The organism is Streptomyces sp. NPDC038200 (assembly GCF_055600785.1).
Map to the genome: position 1 here is coordinate 463322 of NZ_JBVJYH010000002.1, position 24301 is coordinate 487622.

A 24301-nucleotide genomic window follows, 5' to 3' on the forward strand; every position below is an offset into this window, starting at 1 on the left:
GTGCGCGAAGGTGATCGCGCGGGGCCTCGTTCGCGCGCGAAAGTGCAAGAGGCGGGGCACGGGAGTCCATTGCCGCGGGCGACACCGGAGCCGGATGGTTCCGTGGAACCCGCCCTTCGGCAACAAGGAGCACCCGTGCGACCGTTGAGCAGAGCAGGCGGCGCCGTGGCCGCGGCCGTCGCCCTGGTCCTGGGCGGCGGCACCGCGTCCCCCGCGCAGGCCGCGCCCCCCGGCGATGCCGGCTACACCGTGTCCGTGGGGACCCCGGTCCCGTTCCCCCACCCCACGGACACCCCCGCCACCCCGTACATCGACCGGGACGGCACCTTCCACTACCAGCAGTCCGCCGCGCTCTACGGCGCCGACGACCCACGGGTCTGGGACTTCTACACCGGCAAGGACTTCGACACCGCCACCTTCGACCGCACGCTCAGCGAGGCGGTGAACCCGGCGCATCCCGCCGACCGCAACGACGACACCACCTGGCGGTGCAACAACAGCCCCACCGGACGGGAGGCGACGTACGCGCCGAGCGGCTCGGGCTACGCGCAGAAGAACTACTGCGACCTCTCCGGGGTGTGGATCGACCCCGACACCGGTGACTGGTACGGGCTGGTGCACAACGAGTTCACCCCGCAGCCCTTCGGCGACGGGCTCCACTACGACGCCGTCGACTACGCCGTCTCCACCGACCAGGGCCGCACCTGGACCGTCCGGGACCATGTGCTCACCTCGCCGTACAGCACGAAGCGCGGGGACACCACGGCCTTCCCGCAGCAGACGTACTCCTACGGCGACGGCGACCAGCGCCTGTTCGTCGACATCGCCTCCGGCTACTTCTACGTCTATTACGGCTCGCGCATCGTCGACAAGAACGGCGGCTGGAAGGCGTTCCACGAGCACGTGGCCCGCGCCCCGATCGCCGCGAAGATGGCCCCCGGCTCCTGGCGCAAGTGGTACGACGGCGCCTGGTCCCAGCCGGGCACCGGCGGCCGGGAGAGCAACATCGTCCCGGTCGACGCCGGCCACCCCACCGGCTACACCCCCGCCTCCGCCGAGTACGACCCGGCCAACCCCGGGACGTCCGCCGAGCAGATCGCGGCCGGCACGATGCCCCCGACCTCTCCGCTGTTCGTCATGAACATCGCCTACGACGCCCACCTGGGCCGTTACCTCGGCACACCGCAGGCCGTCGACCAGAGCGGCGGCTCACCCCAGTACCTGTACGCCACGGACGACCTGGCCACCCAGAAGTGGGAACGCATCGGCGACACCGGCGACTACACCACCGCCTCCTGGTACCGCTGGTTCCTGGACGGCGCCGGCCGAACCGGTTCCGCCGTCGTCGGCAGGACCTTCCGCGCCTACTGCTCCTTCGGCTGCTCCCACGACGCCTCCGGCGAGTACGTCGACCTCACCGTCGACTCCGCCACGCCCGCCGCCCCGCCTGTGGACACCGGCCGCCGCTACCGCATCGCCGCCGGCACGGGCCGGATCCTCGCCCAGGCGTCCGGCGGCTCCGCCGTCACCTCGGTGGCGCGGTCCACCGGCTCCGCCCGCGCGTCGTGGCTCTTCACACCGACGGGCGACGGCGCCTTCACCCTCACCAACGCGGCGACCGGCCGGCTGCTGGGCGTCGACTCCGCGCGGACGGCCGGCCGTGCCTGGGGCGCCAGGCCCTCGGCCACCGTGGCCCGGGGCGGCGGACCGGCCGTCGGACAGCAGTGGTTCGTGATCCCGGGCGCCTCCGGCGGAACCAGTCGGCTGGTCAACCGCTACAGCGGCCTCGCGCTCGCCCTCTCCGCGACCTCCGGCCGGCTCGCCGAGACCACACCGCCCCGCACCTGGACGGACACCGGCGGGGATGCCGTCGGCGGCGGGCGTACCGCGGCCGAACAGACCCTGACCTTCACCCCGGCCGGGCCCTGACCGTACCGACCGGGCCCGCACCGGCACCCGCCGCCGGAGCGGGCCCGGTCCGGCTCCGATGTCATGACCGGCCTATCCTGCACACCATGTCGATCATCAACGGGGAGTCCGACGCCCGACTGGCCGTAGCGGCGGCCCAGGCGGGCGCGGTGGTGGTGCGTGACCTGTACGGCCGACGGCTGGACCGCTACGAGAAGTCAGCCGGCGACTTCGCCACGGAAGCGGACCTCGCCGCCGAGCGGGCCATTCTCGACGTCCTGCGCGAAGCCCGCCCCGAGGACGCGGTCACGGCGGAGGAGAGCGGACGCAGCGGCGCCGCCGGCGCCCGCCGCCGCTGGCTGGTCGACCCGCTGTGCGGCACCCTCAACTACGCCGTGCGGACCCTGCTCGTCGGCGTGAACGTGGCGCTGCGGACGGACGCGGAGGTGACCGCGGCGGCGACGGCCGATCCGTTCGCCGGTGAGGTGTTCTGGACCGACGGCGAGCGGGCCTGGGTCCGCCGGGACGGCCACGACGTGGAGCTGACGCCCACCGCCGGGTCCGCGCTGGTGGACGTCAACCTCGACGCCCCGTTCCCCAACGCGCCCGGTTTCCAGGCGGCCCGCCTGCTCGCCGAGCCGGGCTTCGCCGCGCGGTTCCGGCCCCGGGTGATCTCCAGCTCCCTCGCGGTGGCCTGGGTCGCCGCCGGGCGCCGGGCCGCCTACGTCACCGACGGCCACCTCGCCGACAGCGTGCACTTCGCCGCCGGCATCGCCCTGTGCCGGGCCGCCGGCTGCACGGTGACCGGCCTGTACGGCGAGCCGCTGCACACCGGCGCGGGCGGACTGATCGCGGCGGCCGACCCCGAGACGCACGCCGCCCTGGTGGAGCTGGTCAAGAGCCAGGATCCCCCGATGCGTTGACCAGGACCGGGGCCGTCGCCGCGCATGCCGGAGACCGCCCGCCCGACGTGCACGATCTGCATCTCGTCCCGGGGCGCGGGCCCGGTCCGCGCCTCCGGGCGAAGTCGCCGGTTCGTCACCGCGGTGGGAAGGATCTGCTGTCCGAACACTTGTGGCGCGCTTGGTTCATCACTTAAATCAAAACATGAACTAAGCCGTGGGGTCGGTGATTCGACCTCCGCAGTCCTTTTGGAGCCGCCGCATGAGACTGAGATCCCTGGGCGTCGCGCTGGCCGCCACCGCCGCGCTGGTCGCCCTGCCCACCGCACATCCCTCGGCCACCGCGGCCGAAACCCCCCTGTCCCAGGGGAAGACGGCCACCGCGTCGTCCGAGGAGAACGGCGGTACCGGCGCCGCCAAGGCCGTCGACGGCGACACCGGCACCCGCTGGGCCTCGGCCGCCGGCGACGACCAGTGGATCCAGGTCGACCTGGGGGCCACCGCCACCGTCGACCAGGTGGTCCTCGACTGGGAGGCCGCCTACGGCAAGGACTACAAGGTCCAGATATCCGCGGACGGCACCACCTGGACCGACCTGAAGTCCGTCACCGGCTCGGACGGCGGCGTCGACACGCTCGACGTGTCCGGCAAGGGCCGCTACGTCCGTGTGCTCGGCGTGCACCGGGCCACCCAGTGGGGCTACTCCCTCTGGGAGTTCCAGGTGTTCGGCAGCACGGACGGCGGCCAGGCGGGCTGCGGCACCGGCAACGCCGCCCAGGGCAGGCCCGCCACGGCCTCCTCCACCGAGAACGCCGGTACACCCGCCTCCGCCGCCTTCGACGGCAGCACCACGACCCGCTGGTCCAGCCAGGCCACCGACCCGCAGTGGCTGCAGGTGGACCTCGGCGCCGTCAAGGACCTGTGCAAGGTCGACCTGAACTGGGAGGCCGCCTACGCCAAGGACTTCCGGATCCAGGCCTCCTCCGACGGCCAGAACTGGACCACTCTCAAGAGCGTCACCGGGGCGAGCGGCGGCACGGCGTCGTACGACGTCAGCGGCTCCGGCCGGTACGTCCGCATCAACGGCACCGCCCGCGGCACCGGCTACGGCTACTCCCTGTGGGAGGTCGCCGTCCACACCGGCGGCACCGGCGTCCCGCCGATCGAGGGCGGCGGCGACCTCGGCCCCAACGTCATCGTCGTCGACCCCTCCACGCCCGGCCTCCAGCAGAAGTTCGACGATGTCTTCGCCCGGCAGGAATCCGCCCAGTTCGGCTCCGGCCGCTACCAGTTCCTGCTCAAGCCCGGCACCTACAACGGCATCAACGCCCAGCTCGGCTTCTACACCTCGATCTCCGGCCTCGGCCTGAACCCCGACGACACCCGGATCAACGGGGACGTCACCGTGGACGCGGGCTGGTTCGACGGCAACGCCACCCAGAACTTCTGGCGTTCGGCGGAGAACCTCGCCCTCAACCCGGTCAACGGCACCGACCGCTGGGCCGTCGCCCAGGCCGCGCCCTTCCGCCGCATCCACGTCCAGGGCGGCCTCAACCTCGCCCCCAACGGCTACGGCTGGGCCTCCGGCGGCTACATCGCGGACTCGAAGATCGACGGCACGGTCGGCCCGTACTCCCAGCAGCAGTGGTACACCCGGGACAGCTCGGTCGGCGGCTGGACCAACGGCGTGTGGAACATGACCTTCTCCGGCGTGCAGGGCGCGCCCGCGACCGACTTCGACAGCGGCCCCTACACCACCCTGGACACCACCCCCGTCTCCCGGGAGAAGCCGTTCCTCTACCTGGACGGCTCCGCCTACAAGGTGTTCGTCCCCGCCAAGCGCACCAACGCCCGGGGCGTCAGCTGGCCCGCGAACGCGGGCACGTCGATCCCGCTCGACCGGTTCTACGTCGTCAAGCCGGGCGCCACGGCCGCCACCATCAACGCGGCCCTCGCCCAGGGGCTCAACCTGCTCTTCACACCCGGCGTCTACCACCTCGACCGGACGATCGACGTCACCCGGCCCGACACCGTCGTCCTGGGCCTCGGCCTCGCCACCCTCGTCCCCGACAACGGGATCGACGCCATGCACGTCGCCGACGTCGACGGAGTACGGCTCGCCGGGTTCCTGATCGACGCGGGCCCGGTCAACTCGGACACGCTGCTGCGCATCGGCACCCCCGGCTCCTCCGCCGACCACTCCGCCGACCCCACGACCATGCAGGACGTGTTCATCCGCGTCGGCGGTGCCGGGCCCGGCCTCGCCACCAACTCCGTGGTGGTCGACAGCGACGACGTCGTCATCGACCACACCTGGATCTGGCGCGCCGACCACGGCAGCGGCGTCGGCTGGGACACCAACCGCGCCGACTACGGACTGCGGGTGAACGGCGACGACGTCCTGGCCACCGGGCTGTTCGTCGAGCACTTCAACAAGTACGACGTCTACTGGAGCGGAGAACGCGGCCGGACCGTCTTCTTCCAGAACGAGAAGGCGTACGACGCCCCCAACGCCGCCGCCGTCACCCACGACGGCACCGTCGGCTACGCGGCCTACAAGGTCGCCGACACCGTCACCACCCATGAGGCGTGGGGCCTGGGCAGCTACTGCAACTACACCGCCGATCCGTCGATCGTGCAGGCACACGGCTTCCAGGTGCCCACGACACCGGGGATCAAGATGCACGACCTGCTCGTGATCTCCCTCGGCGGCAAGGGCCAGTACGCACACGTCGTCAACGGCACCGGCGCACCCACCTCGGGCACCAGCACGGTCCCGTCCAAGGTGACCTCCTTCCCGTGAGCCGCCCCGGCGTCCCGTACGGAGCATGCCTCCGTACGGGACGCCGGTCAGCCGTCGGACAGGGTCTCGTGCGGGGCCCGGCGGTAGGTGCCCCGGTACAGGGAGGCGAAGCGGCCCGGATGGTGGAAGCCCCAGCGGGCCGCGACCTCCGTGACCGTGACCCCGGTGCCGGGATCGGCGGCCGCCAGGTCGTGGTGGGCGTGCGCGAGGCGTACCCGGCGCAACTGGGCGAGCGGGGTGGTGTCCAGATGACGGCGGAAGGCGTACTGCAGCGCGCGCACCGTCACATGGGCCGCGGCGGCTATGTCGGCGACCGTGACGGGTTGGTCCGCGTGGTCGTCGATGTAGGCGAGCGCGCGGCGCAGCACCGCCGGCCGGGGGTCGTTCCCGTCGGCGCCGACGGGTTCGTCCATGGCCGTGTTGGGGAAGGCGGCCAGGACGCTCGCCGCCAGGTGCTGGGCGGCCGTGGCGGCGACCAGCGGCTGCTCCGCGATCTCGGGATCGGCGAGCACCGAGTCCCGCAGATGGGTGATCGTCCGGCTCAGATGGCGGGCCGCCGCGGCGGAGCGCGGCCGGTGGCCGGTCAGCCGCACCGGCTGCGAGCCGTCCCGACCCGAGGCCACCTGGGCGAGCAGGGCCGGGTCCAGCATGGTGATGTTGTACCGGGCACTGCAGATCCGCCCCGCGTACGGCAGGTCCGGCGGGGCGAACAGCACGACGTCACCCGGTCCGAAGGAGTCCTCGACGCCCTGGAAGCCGTGGTCCCGCACGGTGCCCTCGTGCACGACGCACAGACAGACCCGGCCCAGCGGTGTCACCGAGTAGGCCATCTCGAAGTCCAGCGCGATGTCGTCGACACTCACCGAGCCGATGCCGGCGCGGCGTATCCGGGCGCGGGTCGAGCCGGGAGTACCGCTGGCTATGCGCATCCTGGCGTAGGCACGGCTGAGGAAATCCTCCGTGACCTCCAGGTCGTCGCTGTCGAAGGTGAGGGTGTCCATGGGTGCCCGTTTGCCCTGGAACGACGTTTCCATGTATCCCCTGACCAGCGGTTTTTCGCTTTATGGACGACGGCCTGCCAAGTTGTTCGCCTGGTGGCTGTCGCCGGGCGGCCGGGCTGCGCAGGGTGAGCGCATGATCGGACGTGACGACCAGGCGGACCAGATGCGGGCATTGCAGGAGGAGGTCGGCCAGCTGCGTCAGGCGCTGATCTCCCATGCCCTGATCGACCAGGCGATCGGCGTGGTCGTCACCGTGGGCGGCCTGACCACCGAACAGGGCTGGGAGGCTCTGAAACACATCTCGCAGCACACCAACATCAAGATGCGGGAGGTGGCGCGCTGCCTGGTGGAGTGGCCGGCCTGCCGTCGGCTGCCCGAGGTGATCCGCCGGGCGCTGCCCCCCGCCGTGCAACACGCCCGCTCCCGCCCCGGCGCCGTCGGCCGGCAGGACGAGCGGCGGGTCGGCTGCGGCCGGCCGGGGTGAACGGTGCCGCCCCTGACCGGCCCCGCCCGAACTGCGCCGGTCCCGCTCAGCGCCTAGGGTGGCCTGTGCGGGCGGCCGGGTGCCCGTCTGATCCGGGTCAAGAAGCCGGCCCTGCTGATGAAGCCGTCCTCGGCAGGAGGCACTTGGCCCTGCCGGCGGTCCCCGGGCCCGGACCAGCGCGTCCGGCGGGCCTGCCCTCCCGGCAACTCGATTCGAGACGGCCCGACTTCACCCCGACCGGGAATTCACCACGATCCCCGGTTTCGGACGCCCCGGCCCGGGGACCTCGGTACGAGGGCCGCCGTCGACCCCTTTCCTTTGGGTTTCACCCGAAGTGACCGATGTCGTCGGCCGCATGCCCCGGCGTGGCCACCGGGCTGCGCGACGCCCCGCTCGACCGCGCCGGACCCGCCCCCGTGACCAGCGAAGGAATTGGTACTGATGAGCGAGACGAACCCCTTGAAGCGTGCGGCGGACAAGGTGGCGGACGCCCTCCAGGGTGCGCCCGCGGGCCCGGAGGACGGCATCCCCGGCAAGCCGGGGCCCAAGTCGCCGCCGGTCGCCGAGCCGACCGATCCCCATGAGCCGTATCCGGCGAAGCCCGACCAGACCGGCCCGGCCACCGTCTCGCCGACCGGGCAGCCGACCGGCGCCGACCAGGCACGGATGGCGCAGAGCGGCAGCTATCTGACCAACGCGCAGGGCACCCGGCTGTACGACACCGATCACTCCCTCAAGGCGGGACCCCGCGGGCCGGTGCTGCTCCAGGACCACCACCTGCGGGAGAAGGTGATGCACTTCGACCACGAGCGCATCCCCGAGCGCGTGGTCCACGCCCGCGGCGCCGGCGCACACGGTGTCTTCCGCAGTTACGGCACCGCGGCGAACGTGACGAAGGCGGCGTTCCTCGCCGAGGACGCCGAGACACCGGTGTTCGTCCGCTTCTCCACCGTGCTCGGCTCCCGGGGCTCCGCCGACACGGTCCGCGACACCCGGGGCTTCGCGACGAAGTTCTACACCAGCGAGGGCGTCTTCGACCTGGTCGGCAACAACATCCCGGTGTTCTTCATCCAGGACGCGATCAAGTTCCCTGACGTCATCCACGCCGGCAAGCCGCACCCGGACCGGGAGATCCCCCAGGCCCAGAGCGCCCACGACACCTTCTGGGACTTCGTCACCCTGCACACCGAGGCCACCCATCACACTCTGTGGAACATGTCGGACCGGGCCATCCCGCGCTCGTTCCGCACGATGGAGGGATTCGGCGTCCACACCTTCCGGCTGGTCGACGCCGCCGGGAAGACGACGCTGGTGAAGTTCCACTGGAAGCCGAAGCTGGGCGTGCACTCCCTCGTGTGGGAAGAGGCGCAGATCGTCAACGGCGTCGACCCCGACTTCCACCGCCGGGACCTCGCCGACGCCATCGAGGCGGGCGCCTACCCGGAGTGGGAGTTCGGCATCCAGACCTTCCCCGACACCCCGGAGCAGATGTTCGAGGGCATCGACCTGCTGGACCCGACGAACATCGTCCCCGAGGAACTGGCCCCCGTGCAGCCGATCGGGCTGCTCACCCTCAACCGCAACCCCTCGAACTTCTTCGCCGAGACCGAGCAGGTCGCCTTCCACCCCGGCCACCTCGTCCCCGGTATCGACATCACCGACGACCCCCTGCTCGCCGGGCGCCTGTTCTCCTACCTGGACACCCAGATCACCCGTCTGGCCGGGCCCAACTTCGCCCAGATCCCGATCAACCGGCCGCAGGCGCCGGTCAACGACATGCTGCGCGACGGGTTCCACCAGACGGCCGTGCACCGGGGCGTGGCCCCCTACCGGCCCAACTCGCTGGACGGCGGCTGCCCCTTCACCGCGGGCGCGGACCTCGGGGCGTACATCGAGACGCCCGTACGCGTCCCCGAGGCCACCAAGGTCCGCGAGGCACCCGAGACGTTCGACGACCACTTCAGCCAGCCCCGCCGGTTCTGGCTCAGCATGAGCCCGGTGGAGCGGGAGCACATCATCGGCGCCTACACCTTCGAACTCGCCAAGTGCTACGAACAGGCCATCCGGGAAAGGGCGCTGCAGGTCCTGGCGAACATCGACCCGGAGCTGTGCGCGGGCGTCGCCGACGGCCTCGGCCTGCCCGCCCCCGAACCCACCACGCCCCTCGCCGACGTCGAGCCCAGCCCCGCCCTCTCCCAGGTCGGCCGGACCTGGCCCACCGACGGCCGGATCATCGGCATCATCACCGGCCCCGACGGCGACCTCGACGGCGTCCGCGCCGTACGCCAGGAGGTGCTCGACGGCGGCATGGTCCCGCTGGTCGTCGCACCGGCCGGCGGCACCCTCGGCGACGGCCCCGACGCCCTGACCGTCCAGCGGACCTACGCCACCGCACGCTCCGTGGAGTTCGACGCCCTGCTGGTGGCCGGCACCCCCGGGGTGGGCACCGACGCCTACGGCGCCCGCGACGCCAAGGCGGCCCTGCCCAGCGTCCAGCAGGCCACCCCCGACCCGCGCGTGGGGCTGCTGCTCGCGGAGGCGTTCCGGCACGGGAAGGCCATCGGCGCCGCCAAGGGCGGAGAGGCCGCGCTGGAGGCGGCCGGGATCCCGCAGGACGCACCCGGGGTGATCGCCGACGACACCGCCACCGCCGTCCTGCAGCAGCTCACCCGGTTGCTCGGCGCCCACCGGGTCTGGGAACGCTTCCCGTCGGCCGCCTGACCGGCCGGTCGAGGGAACATCGGGGCGGGGCGGCCCCATCGGCGTACCCGGAGAGGCGAGGGGCGCCCGCCCCGGTTGTGATGAAGGCGTCCCGATGCCGACCAGTGAGGCAGATCATGCGTCTTCGCAGCTTCGCCACCACGACCGTACTCGCGAGTGTCCTCGCCCTGGCCGGGGCGGCGAACGCCGCGGCGGCCGACCCGGCCCCGACGGCCGGAGCCGCCGCGAACAGCCCGGGTGTCCTCTCCGGAAACGTGATCCAGGTGCCGATCGATCTCGGCCTCAACGTGTGCGGCAACAGCATCAACGTTCTCGGGCTGCTGAATTTCACCGTGGGGAACGTCTGCGTGGCGAACTGACGCCCACCGTGCGCCGGCCCCCGCGGAAGGGGGCCGGCGCACGGCAGTTCACCGCCGCGTGGTGCGGCACAGCAGCAGACAGATGTCGTCGTCGTGCTCGGAGTCGTGCAGCATCGGCTTGAGCAGCGAGTCGGCCGCCGCGTCCAGATCCGTCAGGTCCGCCGGACCGAGCGCCTCCATGGCCTGCGCGAGCCGGTCGATCCCCGCGTCGATCCCCGCGGACCGCCGCTCCACCAGCCCGTCCGTGTACAGCGCGAGAGTGGAGCCCGCCGGCAACTCGATCGTGTGCTCCTCGTACTCGTACGGCACCGGGACCCCCAGCATGATCCCCGGCCGGGTCTCCAGCACCCGCACCTCCCCCTTGGGGCCGCGCGCGACGGCCGGCGGATGCCCGGCGGCGGCCCACACCACTCCGGGCTCCCCGGGCGTGAACCGGGCGATCGCACAGGTCGCGTACAGCTCCGGCTGCTGATGGCGCAGCATCCGGTGCAGCAGGGTGAGGATCCGCGCCGGGCCGTTGCCCTCGACGGCGTAGGCGCGCAGCGCGGTGCGCAGCTGGCCCATGATGACCGCCGCGCGCAGCCCGTGCCCCGTGACGTCCCCTATCACCGCCAGCACGCTGCCGTCCGGCTGCGGGAAGGCGTCGTACCAGTCGCCGCCGATGTTCAGGCCGTGCGTCGCGGGCAGATAGCGCGCGGCCAGCGCGAGCCGCGGGGTGGCGGGCAGCTCGGTCAGCTGGGCCCGCTGGAGGGCCTGGGCGACGTCCCGGTGCTGCGCGTACTGGCGGGCGTTGTCCAGGGCGATGCCCGCACGCCGGGCCAGCTCCAGCAGCATCACGGTGGTGTCCGGGTCGAAGCGGTCGCCGGGCGCGGACAGCGTCAGCACCCCCTGCATGCTGCGCGCGCCGAGCGGCAGGCAGAGCAGCGGCCGGTCCGGGGAGAGCGCCGAGGGCGGCATGTCGTCCACGCCCGGCAGCTCACCGGGATGGGGGCCGGCGTGCTGGGCGCGGCCGGTGCGGGCCGCCGTCACCGTGGCCGCCGCCCGCTCGCCCGGCGGGTTCCGCTCGTCGTCCACGAGCCAGACGTCGACGTGCCGGGCGTACTCCGGGACCAGCAGCTCGGGCAGCCGGCGCAGGATGTCCTCGTGATCGAGCGAGGCGTTGATGACCGCGCTCGCGTTCGCCAGGAAGGTCAGCTGGCGGCGGGCGTTCTCGGCCTCCGCGCGTGCCGTCCGCTCGGCGTCGAGGAGTTCGCGCTGCGCCCGTGCCGCCGCCTCCAGCTCGGTGTGGAGCGCCAGCACCCCCTGGTTGGTCTGGTGCAGTTCCTCCCGGTGGAACCGCAGCAGCTCCTCCGTCTCCGCCAGGCTCGCCAGCAGGACGGACGCGTCCTCGTCGGCGGCCAGCAGCGCCTCGTCGAGCGGGGCGTCGTCCAGGCCGGGCAGCGGGCCGCGCACGGGCGAAGGACAGTCGAGCGAGTGCCGCCAGGGCTCCGGCCCGTCGAGGGCGACCCGCAGCTCCCGGCCGGGGCCCGCGGTCACGGTCAGTTTCGCGCCGTCCGTGTCGAGCCCACGGCGCAGCCGGGCACCGCACGCGGCCAGGAAGCGGGCGCGGCCCAGCGCCGGCACCCCGGCGTCCGCGGTGAGCCGCGCCAGCAGGGCACGGGCGCGGACCGCGTCGGCGGCGGAGGCGATGGTCCAGGTCTCAGAGGCGGCTGTCATGGGCGCTGGTCCGGCGGTCGGGGGCCAGTACGGCCACGCTGGTGTCGTCGCGTACGGGGCGGGCCGGGCTGCCCGCGTCGCGCAGGATCGCCGCGGCCACCACCGACGGGTCGTGGGCGAGCAGCTCAGGATCCTCCGGCGGCGTCCAGCGGCTGGGCAGGCCGTCACTGTGCACGACGAGCAGACTGTCCCGCCCCCACGGCACCCGCCGCACGGGGACCTGCGCCGGGAAGTACGCCCCGACGATCCCCGGATGGGAGACCAGGGACGTCCAGGAGCCCTTGGTGCGCACCCGGGCGCCGGCGTTGCCGACCCCGGCGAAGCAGAGTTCGTCCCGGTCCGTGTCCACCTGGGCCACCGTGACCGCGGCGCCCCGGGTGGGCCGCAGCGCCGCATGCAGCCGGCGCAGGATCTCCACGGGCGGCAGATGCGCACAGCCCCGCAGCTCCGCCACCGCCGCGCCGGAGGCGTGCGCGGCCTTCGCTCCGTGCCCGAGGCCGTCCGCGAGCAGCAGCGTCAGCAGACCTCCGGACCGTGCCCAGGCCCAGGCGTCACCGCACTCCTCGGCCTGCCCGAAGGCGACCGTGATGCCGCCCGCGGGCGGCGGCGTCCTGGGTGCCCCGCGCCCGCCCGGCTCCGGGTCGATCCGGGCCGTCGCCACCGTGCCACGGCCCGGCACGCTGTGCAGGTGGAAGGCGTCGGCGCTGCGCAGACAGCTGCCCAGGCCCGCGCCGAGCGAGTCGGTGGCGGTGGAGTAGCCGTCCCGCAGCGCGACGTCCACGTCGGCGATGCCCGGCCCGTGGTCGAGCGAGAACAACTGGACCGCCGTGGCCGCCCCACCGGACGGCGGCGCCACGAGGTTCACCACCATGAGGCCCCCGCCCGCGTGCTTGAGCAGATTCGTCGCCAGCTCGGTGGCGACCAGCTCCGCGGTCGCCGTCCGCGCCGGGGCCAGCCCCGCCCGGCCGCACGCCTCCCGGGCCGCGATCCGGGCGTCCCGGACCCGCGTGGAGTCGTGCACCGGGACCTCCCACACCCGGCTCATCCCACCCCCGGACGCGACGCGGGCACCTGCGCCACCCAGGCGACGGCCGTGACGGTCGTGCCCCGGCCGGGCTCGGTGTCGACGCTGAACTCGTGCACCAGCCGTCTGGCGCCGCTCAGCCCGAGCCCCAGCCCGCCGCCGGTGGTGTACCCGTCGGTCATGGCCAGCTCCAGGTCGCGGATGCCCGGACCGGTGTCGATGAAGGACATGCTCAGGCCCCGGCTGCGGCCGTTGTCCAGCGGTGTGACCTCCACGTGTCCGCCGCCGCCGTACACCAGCGTGTTGCGGGCCAGCTCGCTCGCCGCCGTGACCAGCTTGGTCTGCTGCACCAGCCCGAAACCGAGCTGTGCCGCGCACTGCCGCACGTGTTGCCGCACCCAGGCCAGATCCGCGTCCGAGCCGATGGGCAGGCTCGTCGCGGACGCCTGACCGGATGGCTGCATCAGCTCCCCCTCCGGGACAGCAGTTCCATGGCCCGGTCGACGTCCAGCGCGGTGACCAGACCGGGCAGCGTGAGCCCCAGTTCGACCAGGGTGATCGCCACGGCGGGCCGCATACCGGCCACGATCGTTCGGGCCGCCAGCAGCCGGGCCGTGGAGGCGATCTCCGCCAGCACCCGGCCCAGGAAGGAGTCGACCATGTCCACACCGGAGATGTCGATCACGACACCGGTCACCCGGCTGATGGAGATGCGGTTGGTTATGTCGTGCTGCAGCTGCTCGGCCATGCCGTCGTGCAGCTCGCCCTGGAGGGAGACGAGCAGGACGTCGCCCAGGGCGAGCACCGGGATCTGGACCGGCAGACCGGGAGTGGGCTGGTTCACCGGGCGCTCGCACCCGCTTCCGCACGCGACACCTCGATGCCCTGACGGCTCAGCGCGTAGGCCAGGGCGTCGGCCAGCGAGGCCCGGGTGAGCACCGTGCCCAGGTCGATGCCGAGCTGCACGATGGTCTGCGCGATGGCCGGGCGGATGCCGGACACGATGCACTCCGCACCCATCAGACGGGCCGCGGCCACCGTCTTCATCAGGTGCTGCGCGACCAGCGAGTCGACCGTCGGCACGCCGGTGATGTCCAGGATGGCGTACCGGGCCCGCTGGTCGACGATGGCCTCCAGCAGCGACTCCATCACCACCTGGCTGCGCGCGCTGTCCAGCGTCCCGATCAGGGGTACGGCGACCGTGCCCTCCCACAGCTTGATGACGGGAGTGGCCACTTCGAGCAGCTGCTGCCGCTGCCGCTCGATCAGCTCCGCGTTCGCGTCCAGCGCCGTCTCCATCACCACCAGACGCAACGTGCCCAGCAGCAGGGTCAGCGCCAGCGCGCTCTCCTGGGCCTGCGGGCCCGCGGGGTCGGCGAACTCCTCGCGGAGCAGGCCGACCACGGGCTCCCGCAGCCTGGCCACCTCGTCGGCGATCTGCGCCGGGGTGGACCCGGCGCGGGTACGGGTCGCGGCCATGCGCCCCAGCTGGTCGCGCACGCCGGTGAAGCCGGGCGCCGAGACGTTCTCCAGCTGTCCGCTGACGGCTACTTCGGACAGCGCGTCCACCACGGCCTTGCACGCCTCGACCGCCTCGTCGCGGGAGATGGTGAAGACCGAGCGGAACAAGGCGGCATCGGCCCAGCGCTGCGCGATCTGCTCCTTGCGCTGTTCCAGGAAGGAACTCACCACCTGCGGTGCCGATGCGGCCGCGTCCTGCTCGGACACTCTCATCCTCTCCTCTCGCACGACCGGGCGTGCCGATCGACCGGTTCGTTCGGTGCGTTCACGTGGCGCCGGCCCGCCGATGTGCGCCGCCGGGCCGGTGTCGGTCAGCCGCCTACCCCGAAACCGGCAGGACTCTCCTCACTGTTGCCGACGTCACCCGCGCGTGCGACGGACGCCCGGGTGGATTCCGTGATCAGTCGCGCGCCGGGACCGTACGGCGGGGCGCGACCGGCTCGGCCCGGGGGGCGGGCCGGCGCCGGCGCAGCAGCAGCCGGCGCGCCGGGCGCTCCACGCCCTCGTACAGCACCCAGGACAGGGCCAGCGACACCGTGAACGCGGTCGCGGTGACGGCCAGGCCCACCGGCAGACCGAAGTGCGGTTTCCTGCCCAGCAGCCCCGTGGCGGCGCGCAGCACCAGCAGATGGATCATGTAGAAGGCGAACGACAGCTCCCCGAGCCGCACCATCCGCCGGTGCCGCCACAGGGACGGCAGCGCGTGCAGGTCCGCGACCGCCGCCGCGGGGATGAGCAGGGCGAATCCCATGATCGTGCACACGGTGGCGGAGTAGTCGGCCGTGACCTGCGGGACCAGGAAGTAGCCGATGATCGCCAACGCGAGCGACGCCTCCAGTCCCGGCCCGCGCCAGCGGCCGAGCAGCACCAGCCGCGCGGTGACGGCGCCGAGCACGAACTCGGGCAGCCGTGCGGCGGGGAAGGAGTAGACGGACTGGCTCCACCAGTGATGGGCCTCCGCCCAGGCCAGCACCGGTACCGCGGCCAGTGACAGCCCGCCCAGCGCGGTCGCGCCGCGCGCCCCGAGCCGGCGCAGCACCAGGATGAGCAGCGGGAAGGCAGCGTAGAAGAACGCCTCGCAGGCCAGGGACCAGCTCACCGGGTTCAGCGTCTGCCACCACGGCCGCCACCAGGAATGCAGGAGCAGCGCGTTCGCCACGGCCTGCTTCGGTGTCGGCCGCGGCTGGTGCGCCGTCGTGTACGCCAGGACGAACGCGACGGCGAGCGTGACCAGGTGCACCGGGTAGATCCGGGCGACGCGCCGCCACCAGAAGGAGAGCGCGCGGTCGCGGGGCCGCGCCGACCAGGTCAGCACGAATCCGGACAGCACGAAGAAGAAGGACACTCCGGTGGCGCCGGCGCCGAAACCCCAGGAGACGAGGCGGCCGCCCGTGCCGCCGAAGTAGCCGAAGTTGTGGACGTGCAACCCGAACACCAGCAGCGCCGCCATCCACCGCAGGCCGGTCAGGGAAGGAAGGGAGGGCAGGGCGGCCCGTGGGGAGACCCCGGCGGCGGGCGCGCCGCTTCGGGTGGGCGGCGTCCGGAGCGCCCGGGTCGTCGCCGTGGTCATCACATCACCTGCCGCAGTGGGGTCGCTTGGGGCATGACGGGGAACGTTGCCCGTTCGCCCCGGGTCCATCACGTCGCAGGGCAAACATCACACGGCTGCCGAACGACGGACCGCCGCCTGTGCCACGGACGGCGGGACCGGATGCACCCGCACGGGTGACGACGCTCGTCAGGGTGACGGGTGCACCTCACACACCCGGACGGGCGCACCCCGGGTGCGCCCGTCCGGGTGTGTGAGGTGCCGACCCGCTCCCGCCCCCCGCAGGGTGCCGAGGAAGCGTTCCCGTCGTCCTCGCCCCGCCCCCGGGCCAGGTCCCGATGGACGCGGGCCGGGGCGCCGGACGGGTCGAGGACGCGGCGCAGCCCGCAGGAACCGTTGGGGGGCGGGCCGACAGGGCAGCAGCCGCGCGGACGAAGGCATGGAAGATCCTTCGCGACTGCCGTCTGAAAGGCGACGGCGTGCACGCCGTCGCCTTGCTCGGCATCGCCCGGCTGCACAACCTCGCCCTCACGGGGTGACGGCCGCCCCGTACGCGACCAGAGAGGCCCAAGGGAGGCGGCTCCCCGCCTCCCCGGCTCGGAGAGTGCTCAGTCGAGACAGAATTCGTTGCCCTCGATGTCCAGCATCGGGATGCACGACTCGTTTTCCTCATCGGCATACAGCGTTTGCACGTGGGTGGCGCCGAGCGCGACCAGTCGTGCGCACTCGGCTTCGAGCGTGGCGAGGCGCTCGTCCCCCACGAGCCCGGTGCCGACCCGGACGTCGAGATGCACGCGATTCTTGACGATCTTGCCTTCGGGGACGCGCTGGAAGTACAGGCGCGGGCCCACGCCTGAGGGATCACTGCAGGCGAACCATGATCCCTGCTTCTCAGGAGGCAGGGTGCGGTTGAATTCGTCCCAGGTGGCGAACCCCTCCGGTGGCGGCGGTATGACGTACCCCAACACTTCGCACCAGAAGCGAGCGAGGCGCTCAGGGTCTGCGCAGTCAAAGGTGACTTGGAACTTCTTGATCGCTGACATCGGCGCACCGTACCGCGTACCAGGGGGAGCCTGCCGCTCATTCCCACAGGCGGATCCGCACGCCACCCGTCGCATCCCGGGCCGCCGCGACAAACCTGACCGTCCACGAGAACGACGCGACCGTGGCGGCGGAGCGCCCCAGTGGTTCCCAGGATCCAGTCCTGCCCAACCATCTTCCTGCCAAGATCAGTTGCGGGACACCCCTTAGTCGGCAACACCCCCCGATCCCGGCAGCCACCCGACTGACCGGCACCACCGTCAGCAGCCGCAACGCGTCCTCACTGCTCGCCGAACTCACCGGCCGCCCCGACTGCGCACGCGTCCTGCACGCCTTGACGCGCTGTCGCCCGAACCCAGCACCTGCACACCCACAAGGGCAGCACCGAAGGACAGGGCTGGAACCTCATCCAGACCGGCTTCTTCGTCGACCGGCTGGAGCGGCGTCCGGAGGGATGGCGCATCAGACACCGCACCTTGGAGATCATCTGGATGGACACCTTCCCCACCGTGTGACGGTGCTCCTCAGCCCACCTCGCCGGGCGCCACGGCCTCGTCCGCCCGGGCAGGGGCCGCTGCAAGGTGCGACCGCGCCGCCCAGTCGTGCAGGGCGTACAGGGCGGTCGCCAACTCGGCTCCGGCCAAGGTCAGTTCGTACTCCACATGAGGTGGCACCTCGTCGTAGACGATGCGCCGCACGACGCCGTCGCTCTCCGGCGCGCGTAGCTGCTGGATGAGCATCTTCTGCGTCACGTCCGGGATGGCCCGTTCGAGGTCGGAGAAGCGGCGCGGCCGGCGGACGAGGAGGTGGCGATCAGCAGTTTCCATCGTCCCCGCAGGATCCGGAGGGCGTGCTCGACACGGCTGATGGAGCACACCGGCGCCGAAGGGCCGGCGGGGTGCGGGTCAGGGGGCATGGTGCGGGGAGCCGTTCTCGGTGGGATGGTCCTGCGAGGAGGGGTGGGGTGTGAGGGCCGCGACCAGGCGTCGATTGGCCTCGTGGGGTGTCATACCCCAGTCCCACTCGGTCTTGTGCAGGCGCAGCGAGACCACGCCGTGCCAGGCCGACCACAGAAGGAGCGCCGCGGCGAAGGGGGCCTTCGGATCGACGCGGCGGGCGAGCTCCACGATGCGCCGCTGCAGCCGGGGCCCGTGTGCGGCGCGGGTGGCCGGGACCTCGTCGTCGCTCTCGAACAGCAGTTGGTAGGCGCCGGGGTGTTCCAGGGCCCAGGCGATGTACGCGTCACCCGCGAGGACCAGCCGGTCGGCGTCCTCGGGTGCACTGTCCAGCGCCGCTTCGACAGCACTGATCAGGGAGCCGTACTCGGCGTCGAGCACGGCGGACCGCAAATCGGCCTCGGAGGGGAAGTGCCAGTAGACAGCCGACGGAGCGACCCGGCAGGCCCGCGCGATCGAGCGCAGGGACGGCACGGCGACGGGCTGCGGCTGCGCCAGCATCGCCACCGCGGCCGCGACGAGCTCAGCCCGCAGGTCGCGGCTGTCTCTGGTGGCGTCGGTTCCTCTGGATCTGCTCACCCCACCATTGAACACCTGTTCATTGTAAGCTGCAATGAACAGGTGTTCAGGAAGGTGGATACGACGATGCTCACGCTCATGACCGTGATCCGAAAGCGGCCCGAGGTCTCCACGGAAGACTTCCGCCATTTCATGGAACACGAATACGGACCGACCTACGCGGCGCTGCCCCAGGTGAAGGAATACGTGCAGTACTACCTGACCGACGCGGCGAACGACGGCGTGGAGCAGCCCATCGACGCCATCGTGCGGATCAGCTTCGACTCGCGGTCCGCCATGCGCGAGGCGCTCGCGACCCCGCAGTACCAGCGGGCGCACGGTCTGCGCGGCGCCTATATGCGGGAGGCGTCGACCGGCATCCATTCGGCGGTCCTCGACCGGCAGGTGCAGCTCGTCTAGCCGGGACACACCGTGATCACGCGGCGCCGGTCAGGAGATCCTGCGACAGGTCCCAGAGGCGCCGCGCGCCGTGCGGGTCGAGCGCGTAGCGGGCGACACCGTGCAGCGTGCCGGAGCGCCGGTCGACGATCTCAGCCTCGCTGCAGTCGACGAAGTAGCGGCCGCCGACGCCTTCGAGCAGCGGCGAGACGGCGAGGAGCGCCGACGTGGCGGCACCCTGCTCGACGGTCTTGATCAGCTCGGCGGGAACGCGGCCGCTGCCCCGGCCGCCGGTGTGCCGCTGCAGGTTGGTGTAAATGGCGCCCGGCATCAGGGCGTTGGCGGTGATGTTGTCGTCGGCCCAGCGGCGGGTCGCCTCCACCGCGAACAGGACGTTCGCGGTCTTGGACTGACCGTAGGCCAACCACGGGTCATAGGGGCGGAAGGCGAAGTTGATGTCGTCCCACACGATCGGCGACTGCTGGTGACCGGTGGAACTCACCACCACGACACGGGCGTTGCCATCGGCAGCCAGCGCGTCGTGCAGGCCGGTGGCGAGGGCGAAGTGGCCCAGGTGGTTGGTGGCGAACTGCCACTCCCAGCCTTCTTTCGTGTACTGCTCGGGGCAGGCCATGACGCCCGCGTTGTTCACCAGGATGTGCAGCGGGCCCTGCCAGGCAGTGACGAAGGCCGCGATGGACGCGGGATCGGTCAGGTCAAGGTGCGCGGCCCGAAGGCCCTGGTTGCCGGTCGATCGGGTGATGTCCTTGGCGACGCGTTCGCCGGCCTCCACGTCCCGCACGGCGAGGGTGACGGCCGCGCCGGTGGCCGCCAGGGCGCGCGCCGTCTCCGCCCCGATGCCCGAGGAGGCACCGGTGACCACCGCACGACGGCCGGTGAGATCGATCCCTGCCACGACTTCGTCGGCGGTGCTGGCGAAATCGAACGGGGTGGTGAGGGCACTCATCAGAGGCTCCTTGCTGAAAGGCTGCTTGCCGGAAAACTGGATCGTGACGCGCCCGCGGGCGCGGAGGACGGACGTCGGTCGGTGTGGTCAGGGGACGAGCAGTCCGTCCTGTTCGACGGGAGGCGTGCCGTCGCGCCAGGGCAGGACCTTGCCGAAGCGCACCAACTCGCCGTAGAGCACGGGATCGACGTGCTCGGCGAAGACCAGGTCGAGGACGGCCTCGGCGGCCCGGGCCGGAGGCTGGGCCTGGCTGTAGTCGCTGAACCACGGGCGCGAGGTCGCGGTGTCGACCATGCCGGGGCACACGGCGGCGACGAGCGTGCCGTCGGCGAGGTCACGGGCACGGCGTTCGGCCGCGACGGCACGGACGGCGGCGACCTGGGCCACCTTCGAGGGCACGTTCAGCCACAGCGGCCAGCCCGCCTCGTGCGCGGTGTTGTGATGGATGGCACTGCGCCACGACTCCACCGCGTACTCGACCTGGTCCAGGCTCGCCCCGTCGAAGAAGTGGTGAAGTCGGCCGTCGAGGTGACCGAGCGTGCCCAGGCTGCTGGCCACGACGAGGAGTCGGCCGCCCGGGCGCAGCACGGGACCGAAGGAGCGCAGGATCGCGTGCGTGGCGGTGTTGGAGACGTCGATGAACTCGTCGGCCCGCTCGGCCTGTGACTCCTCGGGCAGCAGCCGGGCGACCGCGTTGGAGATGACGACGTCCACCCCGCCGTACCGGGCGCGCAGGTCCTCGGCGAGACGGGCGATGGCGTCGGTGTCCGTGACATCCAGGACCCGGCCCTCGACACGGGCACGGGTGGCGGACAACTCGGTGACTTCCCGGGCGGCGTCCGCCACACGCCGGCGGCTGCGGCCGGTGAGCAGGACCAGGTCCCGCGGATCCATGCGGGCCGCCAGTCCTTCGGCGAGGGCCCGGCCGAGCCCCTGGTTGGCCCCCGTGACGAGAGCAATGCGTGAAGTGGTCATGCCTCCACGCTAGAAACCCTCACTCCATGAGTCCAACGAAAGTTCGGCACAGCCAGTATGCGCAAACCTCATGGACTTCACCGATGTGTCACCGGCCGCGCTGCGCGAGTCGCCCCCGCTGACACTGCAGACCCTCACCGAACGTCCCTTGCGTCTCGCGGTGCCTGCCTCCTGGCGCCTCCCGGCCCCGCCCTCCCCGGCCATGACACGTGTGGCCACCGTGCTCCGCGCGGCGGCACTCGACGCCCACACTCCTCGCCCCTCCGCATGAGCTCCGCGGTGCGGCGCCCGCCCCCGCCCTGCTCATGCCGCCTCGATCAGCTCCAGCAGATTGCCCTCCGGGTCGGCGACGTACGCATACCGCATGCCTTCACTGGCGCCAGGCGCCGGCGGCGACACCGCAGCAGCACCGCAGTCCTGCGTCAGACGGGCGAACGCGCCGTCGAGGTCCGGAACTTGAAGGGCCAGGTGGGTGAACGTCTGCACGGCAGTGGCGGCGAAAGCGTCGGTGTGTGAGACGGGGCGCGAGCCGGACCGCTCGACGAACTCCACCCGCAGGCCCGCCGCATCGCTCAGAACGACGGTACGCACTCCGGCTTCGGGCATCTCCAGGCGCTCCTCCACCTGCGTGAGCCCGAACGCGTCGGCGTACCAGGCTTCCTGTGCGGCGAGGTCCGCGACCGAGAGGCTGACGTGGTGAAACCGGGCAACGGACATGACGACTCCCCTGGTTAATGCCATTTACCTGGTAAGCGATGTTAACCTACGGGCATGTCTCCTCCTGCGACTCGTCGTCCGGTCGGCCACCATCACGGCGACCTGCGCAACGCCCTCCTTCAGGCTTCCTTGGAACTGGTCGGCGAGCGAGGCCCTCACGGATTCACCCTGGCCGAGGCGAGCCGCCGGGCCGGAGTGAGCGTCGCGGCACCGTACAAGCACTTCGCCGACCGGGACGCGCTGCTGGCGGAACTCGCCACACGGGGCTACCGCGAGCAGCGGAATCGTTTCGCGGCGGCCATGAAGGCCAGCGACGACCCCGTCGAACAACTGGCATCCTTTGCGGCGGCATACGTCAGATTCGCTGCGGAGGAACCCGCTCTGTTCGATGTCACCTTCAACGCGGGACTCGACAAGTCCAGGTTCGCCGAACTGGCCTCGACGGGCGACGAGGTAGCCGGCCTCCTGCTGCCGGTGGCCCGACGGCTCGCCCCGGCCCCGGACGCCGCATTCGACCTGCTGCTTCGGGTCGCCGCCGCCGCACACGGCCTAGCCGTGTTCCTGAGGCAGGGACTGTTCGGCATGGGAAGCGCGGCCCTCACGGACGCCGAGAAGAAGGCAGCCCGCACGGCGCGGGAGATCACGGGCCAGAACGCCGGATCGTGATCGCACGAGAGGCGGGCCCGGGCTCACAGGTGTCGGCGCAGAAGAGGCCACGTTCGTGAGACTGCTCCGCTCGGACTCGGAGTGAGACACAGGCTGACGTCGCGCGTCACGGCGTCGCCGTAGGACACGGCCGGTGAGATCCCGCACCGGCGACCGTCCGCTCCAGCCGTGCGGCGGCCGCCCCGGCCCGCCGCCGGGCCTCCCGGACGTCCCGGTCGGCCCGCCGTGCCGGGCTCGGCCGCCGCAGCGCGCCGATCTGCTCGGCCAGGGCCCGATCACCGGCCCTGCGTGCTTCCAGGGCGCGGCGGTCGCGGGCGGCGACGAATTCCTCCGGCCGCAGCCCGTACAGCTCGTCGGCGACGGCGTCCCAGTCCACCAGCGTCCCTCTCGACGGCCCCCTCGACGGCGGAGCCCGAGTTTCTCACCTCGAAGGCTTCGTATGTCCTTTGTGGTGATGTGCGAGAGACGGTGGACGGTGACCTTCGGCGCGGGCGCTTCGCCTTTCGGCGCCGGATTTCCCGCCTTTCGGCCGCGCTCCGCCTACCGTCGGCGGACAGCGCCGGTGCGGCCGGGCCCGGCAGGGTGACCGTATGCAGAGGACCAAGGGAATCGATCGCGCACAGTTCCTGGCCGGTGCGGCGTCCGCCGGGCTGGCCGCCGCCGTACTGCCGGCCGGCCCGGCCCGGGCGGCGCGACGGGGACTGCGCCACCACGGGATCGTGTACACCGTGGGTGAGGGTGAGCGGCCGGGGACGGCCTTCGACGCGGCCCGGATGCGGGAGGACGTCCGGGTCATCCGTGACGAGCTGTACGCCGACACCGTCGATGTGACGGGGGACGGGGTGGAACGCCTGACGGCGACCGCCGCCGAGGTGGCCGAACGGGGGCTGCGCGTCTGGCTCCAGCCGACCCTCGGCGACGCCCCGGAGCGGGACATCCTGGAACACCTGGCCGAGACCGGCCGGTTCGCGGAGCGGCTGCGCCGGCAGGGTGCCGCCGTGGATCTCAGCGTGGGCTGCGAGTTCTGGCTGTTCGTGCCCGGCATCGTCCCGGGCGCCGATGTCTTCGAACGCATCCGGAACCTGCTCGACGGCAAGGTGGACCCCGTCGCGATGCAGCACCGCCTGGACCGCTTCACGGCGAAGGCCGCCGCCGTCGGCCGGTCCGTCTTCCGCGGCCGGCTGAGCTATGCCGCCGCCCAGGACGACAAGGTCGACTGGAGCCTCTTCGACATCGTGGGCATCGACTACTACGCGTACTTCCCGCAGAAGGCGGACTACGTACGGGAGTTGAACCGCTTTCTGCGGTGGGGCAAGCCGGTGGCCATCACCGAGTTCGGTACCTGCGCCTACGTCGGGGCACCCCGGACGGCGGGGATGGGCTGGGATGTCGTCGACCGCGACAAGAACGAGATCAAGGGTGACCTGGTCCGCAGCGAACGCACCCAGGCGACCTATCTCACCCAACTCCTCGACGCGTTCTCCTCCATGGATCTGTACGCGGCGATGGCCTTCGAGTTCGTCACCCCGGACGCCCCGCACCGGCCGGGCGACCCGCGCCACGACCTGGACATGGCGAGCTACGCCGTCACCAAGCCCCTGGAGGACCGCCCGGGTGACCCCGCGTCCGGCTGGCACTGGGAGCCGAAGGAGGCCTTCCACGCCCTGGCCCGCCGCTACCGGTCCGCCCGCACCGGCCGCCCGCACGCCCACTGATCCGGCCACGGCCCGGCGGGACACGGGGAAGCGATCTCCCGGCCCGCCGGCATGACGGGCTACCCCACCGGTCGCCCGAACCGGCGTGCACCGGCACGCCGGTTCACCCGTTCGGAGGACGGTCCGGCCAGGCGCGCGCCTGTCGCCGACCCGGGGCCACATGATGCGGGGGCAGGCCACCGAGCCCCCCGGCCCGTCCTCGAGCCCCCCGCCCCATCCTCGAGCCCCCCCCCGGCCCATCCTCCGAGCGTCTCGGCCCCTCCTCCGGCCCGTCCCGCCGAGTCCGCACTGCGCGGACGAAACCGCCGAAGCGCACGCA

General features: G+C 72.2%; 23 protein-coding genes and 1 pseudogene. 10 read left to right on the forward strand and 14 right to left on the reverse strand.

Translation table 11 applies throughout. The annotated features are described in order from the left end of the window. Window positions 1-144: 144 nt before the first annotated feature. The 3 genes from ACZ7KF_RS07040 (at window position 145) to ACZ7KF_RS07050 (ending at window position 5613) form a co-directional block, all read left to right on the forward strand. Window positions 145-1929 carry an RICIN domain-containing protein gene (locus ACZ7KF_RS07040; protein ID WP_471069920.1) on the forward strand — a complete coding sequence of 595 codons (1785 nt, stop codon included), beginning with the start codon at window positions 145-147 and terminating at the stop codon, window positions 1927-1929. An 86-nt stretch (window positions 1930-2015) separates the two neighbouring features. Further along, entirely contained in the window at window positions 2016-2831 is an 816-nt protein-coding gene (locus ACZ7KF_RS07045; protein ID WP_471069921.1) for an inositol monophosphatase family protein, read from the forward strand. Between the two features lie 241 nt (window positions 2832-3072). Continuing rightward, entirely contained in the window at window positions 3073-5613 is a 2541-nt protein-coding gene (locus ACZ7KF_RS07050) for a discoidin domain-containing protein (protein ID WP_471069922.1), read from the forward strand. Window positions 5614-5660: 47 nt separating this feature from the next. On the opposite strand, the gene ACZ7KF_RS07055 is transcribed toward ACZ7KF_RS07050, so the two are convergent. Beyond that, on the reverse strand, window positions 5661-6647 hold the full coding sequence (locus ACZ7KF_RS07055; protein ID WP_471069923.1) for a helix-turn-helix transcriptional regulator: 987 nt from the start codon (window positions 6645-6647) through the stop codon (window positions 5661-5663). A 100-nt stretch (window positions 6648-6747) separates the two neighbouring features. Between ACZ7KF_RS07055 and ACZ7KF_RS07060 the strand changes: the two genes are divergently transcribed. The 3 genes from ACZ7KF_RS07060 (at window position 6748) to ACZ7KF_RS07070 (ending at window position 10178) form a co-directional block, all read left to right on the forward strand. After that, complete coding sequence (locus ACZ7KF_RS07060; RefSeq protein ID WP_471069924.1) at window positions 6748-7098, forward strand: ANTAR domain-containing protein; 351 nt, start codon at window positions 6748-6750, stop codon at window positions 7096-7098. A 441-nt stretch (window positions 7099-7539) separates the two neighbouring features. Further along, window positions 7540-9819: a catalase gene (locus tag ACZ7KF_RS07065; protein WP_471069925.1), complete on the forward strand. Its 2280-nt coding sequence runs from the start codon at window positions 7540-7542 to the stop codon at window positions 9817-9819. 116 nt (window positions 9820-9935) lie between these two features. After that, window positions 9936-10178 (forward strand): chaplin, encoded by a 243-nt coding sequence (locus ACZ7KF_RS07070; RefSeq protein ID WP_471069926.1) that lies wholly within the window; start codon window positions 9936-9938, stop codon window positions 10176-10178. Window positions 10179-10226: 48 nt separating this feature from the next. Here ACZ7KF_RS07070 and ACZ7KF_RS07075 read toward each other — a convergent pair whose 3' ends face one another. The 6 genes from ACZ7KF_RS07075 to ACZ7KF_RS07100 all read right to left on the reverse strand — a co-directional run bounded on the left by ACZ7KF_RS07075 (window position 10227) and on the right by ACZ7KF_RS07100 (window position 16009). Then, window positions 10227-11894 (reverse strand): PP2C family protein-serine/threonine phosphatase, encoded by a 1668-nt coding sequence (locus ACZ7KF_RS07075; RefSeq protein WP_471069927.1) that lies wholly within the window; start codon window positions 11892-11894, stop codon window positions 10227-10229. Further along, on the reverse strand, window positions 11878-12939 hold the full coding sequence (locus ACZ7KF_RS07080; RefSeq protein WP_471069928.1) for a SpoIIE family protein phosphatase: 1062 nt from the start codon (window positions 12937-12939) through the stop codon (window positions 11878-11880). Before ACZ7KF_RS07080 ends, ACZ7KF_RS07075 begins: the two co-directional genes overlap by 17 nt. Continuing rightward, window positions 12936-13382 carry an ATP-binding protein gene (locus ACZ7KF_RS07085; RefSeq protein WP_471069929.1) on the reverse strand — a complete coding sequence of 149 codons (447 nt, stop codon included), beginning with the start codon at window positions 13380-13382 and terminating at the stop codon, window positions 12936-12938. Before ACZ7KF_RS07085 ends, ACZ7KF_RS07080 begins: the two co-directional genes overlap by 4 nt. Further along, window positions 13382-13762, reverse strand: coding sequence for an STAS domain-containing protein (locus tag ACZ7KF_RS07090; protein WP_471069930.1), 381 nt, complete (start codon window positions 13760-13762; stop codon window positions 13382-13384). Before ACZ7KF_RS07090 ends, ACZ7KF_RS07085 begins: the two co-directional genes overlap by 1 nt. Then, window positions 13759-14652, reverse strand: a complete 894-nt coding sequence (locus ACZ7KF_RS07095) for an STAS domain-containing protein (RefSeq protein ID WP_471069931.1) — start codon at window positions 14650-14652, stop codon at window positions 13759-13761. Before ACZ7KF_RS07095 ends, ACZ7KF_RS07090 begins: the two co-directional genes overlap by 4 nt. A 187-nt stretch (window positions 14653-14839) precedes the next feature. Further along, window positions 14840-16009: an acyltransferase family protein gene (locus ACZ7KF_RS07100; protein WP_471069932.1), complete on the reverse strand. Its 1170-nt coding sequence runs from the start codon at window positions 16007-16009 to the stop codon at window positions 14840-14842. Window positions 16010-16413: 404 nt separating this feature from the next. Here ACZ7KF_RS07100 and ACZ7KF_RS07105 point away from each other — a divergent pair. Further along, a pseudogene (locus ACZ7KF_RS07105) lies at window positions 16414-16527 on the forward strand (IS5/IS1182 family transposase); the annotation flags it as partial. Window positions 16528-16596: 69 nt separating this feature from the next. Here the strand turns inward: ACZ7KF_RS07105 and ACZ7KF_RS07110 are convergent. From ACZ7KF_RS07110 to ACZ7KF_RS07120, 3 genes are all read right to left on the reverse strand, one after another. Next, window positions 16597-17031: a VOC family protein gene (locus ACZ7KF_RS07110; protein ID WP_471069933.1), complete on the reverse strand. Its 435-nt coding sequence runs from the start codon at window positions 17029-17031 to the stop codon at window positions 16597-16599. A 522-nt stretch (window positions 17032-17553) separates the two neighbouring features. Beyond that, window positions 17554-17856 carry a winged helix-turn-helix transcriptional regulator gene (locus tag ACZ7KF_RS07115; protein ID WP_471069934.1) on the reverse strand — a complete coding sequence of 101 codons (303 nt, stop codon included), beginning with the start codon at window positions 17854-17856 and terminating at the stop codon, window positions 17554-17556. 78 nt (window positions 17857-17934) lie between these two features. Continuing rightward, window positions 17935-18564: a TetR/AcrR family transcriptional regulator gene (locus ACZ7KF_RS07120; RefSeq protein WP_471069935.1), complete on the reverse strand. Its 630-nt coding sequence runs from the start codon at window positions 18562-18564 to the stop codon at window positions 17935-17937. A gap of 78 nt (window positions 18565-18642) precedes the next feature. On the opposite strand from ACZ7KF_RS07120, the gene ACZ7KF_RS07125 reads away from it, so the two are divergent. Beyond that, a complete protein-coding gene (locus tag ACZ7KF_RS07125) occupies window positions 18643-18963 on the forward strand; it encodes an EthD domain-containing protein (protein ID WP_471069936.1) in 321 nt (106 codons plus the stop codon). A gap of 16 nt (window positions 18964-18979) precedes the next feature. Here ACZ7KF_RS07125 and ACZ7KF_RS07130 read toward each other — a convergent pair whose 3' ends face one another. From ACZ7KF_RS07130 to ACZ7KF_RS07140, 3 genes are all read right to left on the reverse strand, one after another. Then, a complete protein-coding gene (locus ACZ7KF_RS07130; RefSeq protein WP_471069937.1) occupies window positions 18980-19909 on the reverse strand; it encodes an SDR family NAD(P)-dependent oxidoreductase in 930 nt (309 codons plus the stop codon). 87 nt (window positions 19910-19996) lie between these two features. Then, complete coding sequence (locus tag ACZ7KF_RS07135; RefSeq protein WP_471069938.1) at window positions 19997-20884, reverse strand: SDR family NAD(P)-dependent oxidoreductase; 888 nt, start codon at window positions 20882-20884, stop codon at window positions 19997-19999. Between the two features lie 303 nt (window positions 20885-21187). Further along, window positions 21188-21601, reverse strand: a complete 414-nt coding sequence (locus ACZ7KF_RS07140; protein WP_471069939.1) for a VOC family protein — start codon at window positions 21599-21601, stop codon at window positions 21188-21190. Between the two features lie 54 nt (window positions 21602-21655). Here ACZ7KF_RS07140 and ACZ7KF_RS07145 point away from each other — a divergent pair, with 54 nt between their 5' ends. Further along, the gene (locus tag ACZ7KF_RS07145) at window positions 21656-22267 is read left to right on the forward strand and encodes a TetR/AcrR family transcriptional regulator (RefSeq protein WP_471069940.1); all 612 of its coding nucleotides are present in this window, start codon (window positions 21656-21658) and stop codon (window positions 22265-22267) included. A 106-nt stretch (window positions 22268-22373) separates the two neighbouring features. Here the strand turns inward: ACZ7KF_RS07145 and ACZ7KF_RS07150 are convergent, their stop codons facing one another. Then, window positions 22374-22643 (reverse strand): hypothetical protein, encoded by a 270-nt coding sequence (locus ACZ7KF_RS07150; protein ID WP_471069941.1) that lies wholly within the window; start codon window positions 22641-22643, stop codon window positions 22374-22376. A gap of 214 nt (window positions 22644-22857) precedes the next feature. Here ACZ7KF_RS07150 and ACZ7KF_RS07155 point away from each other — a divergent pair, with 214 nt between their 5' ends. Further along, complete coding sequence (locus tag ACZ7KF_RS07155) at window positions 22858-23982, forward strand: abortive phage infection protein (RefSeq protein WP_471069942.1); 1125 nt, start codon at window positions 22858-22860, stop codon at window positions 23980-23982. Window positions 23983-24301 lie beyond the last annotated feature (319 nt).

What these genes read in the sequence shown, in the direction of transcription:
- ACZ7KF_RS07045 (WP_471069921.1), top strand. Translation starts at nt 2,016, where the DNA reads ATGTCGATCATCAACGGGGAGTCCGACGCCCGACTGGCCGTAGCGGCG.
- ACZ7KF_RS07050 (WP_471069922.1), top strand. Translation starts at nt 3,073, where the DNA reads ATGAGACTGAGATCCCTGGGCGTCGCGCTGGCCGCCACCGCCGCGCTG.
- ACZ7KF_RS07055 (WP_471069923.1), bottom strand. Translation starts at nt 6,647, where the DNA reads ATGGAAACGTCGTTCCAGGGCAAACGGGCACCCATGGACACCCTCACC.
- ACZ7KF_RS07060 (WP_471069924.1), top strand. Translation starts at nt 6,748, where the DNA reads ATGATCGGACGTGACGACCAGGCGGACCAGATGCGGGCATTGCAGGAG.
- ACZ7KF_RS07065 (WP_471069925.1), top strand. Translation starts at nt 7,540, where the DNA reads ATGAGCGAGACGAACCCCTTGAAGCGTGCGGCGGACAAGGTGGCGGAC.
- ACZ7KF_RS07070 (WP_471069926.1), top strand. Translation starts at nt 9,936, where the DNA reads ATGCGTCTTCGCAGCTTCGCCACCACGACCGTACTCGCGAGTGTCCTC.
- ACZ7KF_RS07075 (WP_471069927.1), bottom strand. Translation starts at nt 11,894, where the DNA reads ATGACAGCCGCCTCTGAGACCTGGACCATCGCCTCCGCCGCCGACGCG.
- ACZ7KF_RS07080 (WP_471069928.1), bottom strand. Translation starts at nt 12,939, where the DNA reads ATGAGCCGGGTGTGGGAGGTCCCGGTGCACGACTCCACGCGGGTCCGG.
- ACZ7KF_RS07085 (WP_471069929.1), bottom strand. Translation starts at nt 13,382, where the DNA reads ATGCAGCCATCCGGTCAGGCGTCCGCGACGAGCCTGCCCATCGGCTCG.
- ACZ7KF_RS07095 (WP_471069931.1), bottom strand. Translation starts at nt 14,652, where the DNA reads ATGAGAGTGTCCGAGCAGGACGCGGCCGCATCGGCACCGCAGGTGGTG.
- ACZ7KF_RS07100 (WP_471069932.1), bottom strand. Translation starts at nt 16,009, where the DNA reads ATGACCACGGCGACGACCCGGGCGCTCCGGACGCCGCCCACCCGAAGC.
- ACZ7KF_RS07110 (WP_471069933.1), bottom strand. Translation starts at nt 17,031, where the DNA reads ATGTCAGCGATCAAGAAGTTCCAAGTCACCTTTGACTGCGCAGACCCT.
- ACZ7KF_RS07115 (WP_471069934.1), bottom strand. Translation starts at nt 17,856, where the DNA reads ATGGAAACTGCTGATCGCCACCTCCTCGTCCGCCGGCCGCGCCGCTTC.
- ACZ7KF_RS07125 (WP_471069936.1), top strand. Translation starts at nt 18,643, where the DNA reads ATGACCGTGATCCGAAAGCGGCCCGAGGTCTCCACGGAAGACTTCCGC.
- ACZ7KF_RS07130 (WP_471069937.1), bottom strand. Translation starts at nt 19,909, where the DNA reads ATGAGTGCCCTCACCACCCCGTTCGATTTCGCCAGCACCGCCGACGAA.
- ACZ7KF_RS07135 (WP_471069938.1), bottom strand. Translation starts at nt 20,884, where the DNA reads ATGACCACTTCACGCATTGCTCTCGTCACGGGGGCCAACCAGGGGCTC.
- ACZ7KF_RS07140 (WP_471069939.1), bottom strand. Translation starts at nt 21,601, where the DNA reads ATGTCCGTTGCCCGGTTTCACCACGTCAGCCTCTCGGTCGCGGACCTC.
- ACZ7KF_RS07145 (WP_471069940.1), top strand. Translation starts at nt 21,656, where the DNA reads ATGTCTCCTCCTGCGACTCGTCGTCCGGTCGGCCACCATCACGGCGAC.
- ACZ7KF_RS07155 (WP_471069942.1), top strand. Translation starts at nt 22,858, where the DNA reads ATGCAGAGGACCAAGGGAATCGATCGCGCACAGTTCCTGGCCGGTGCG.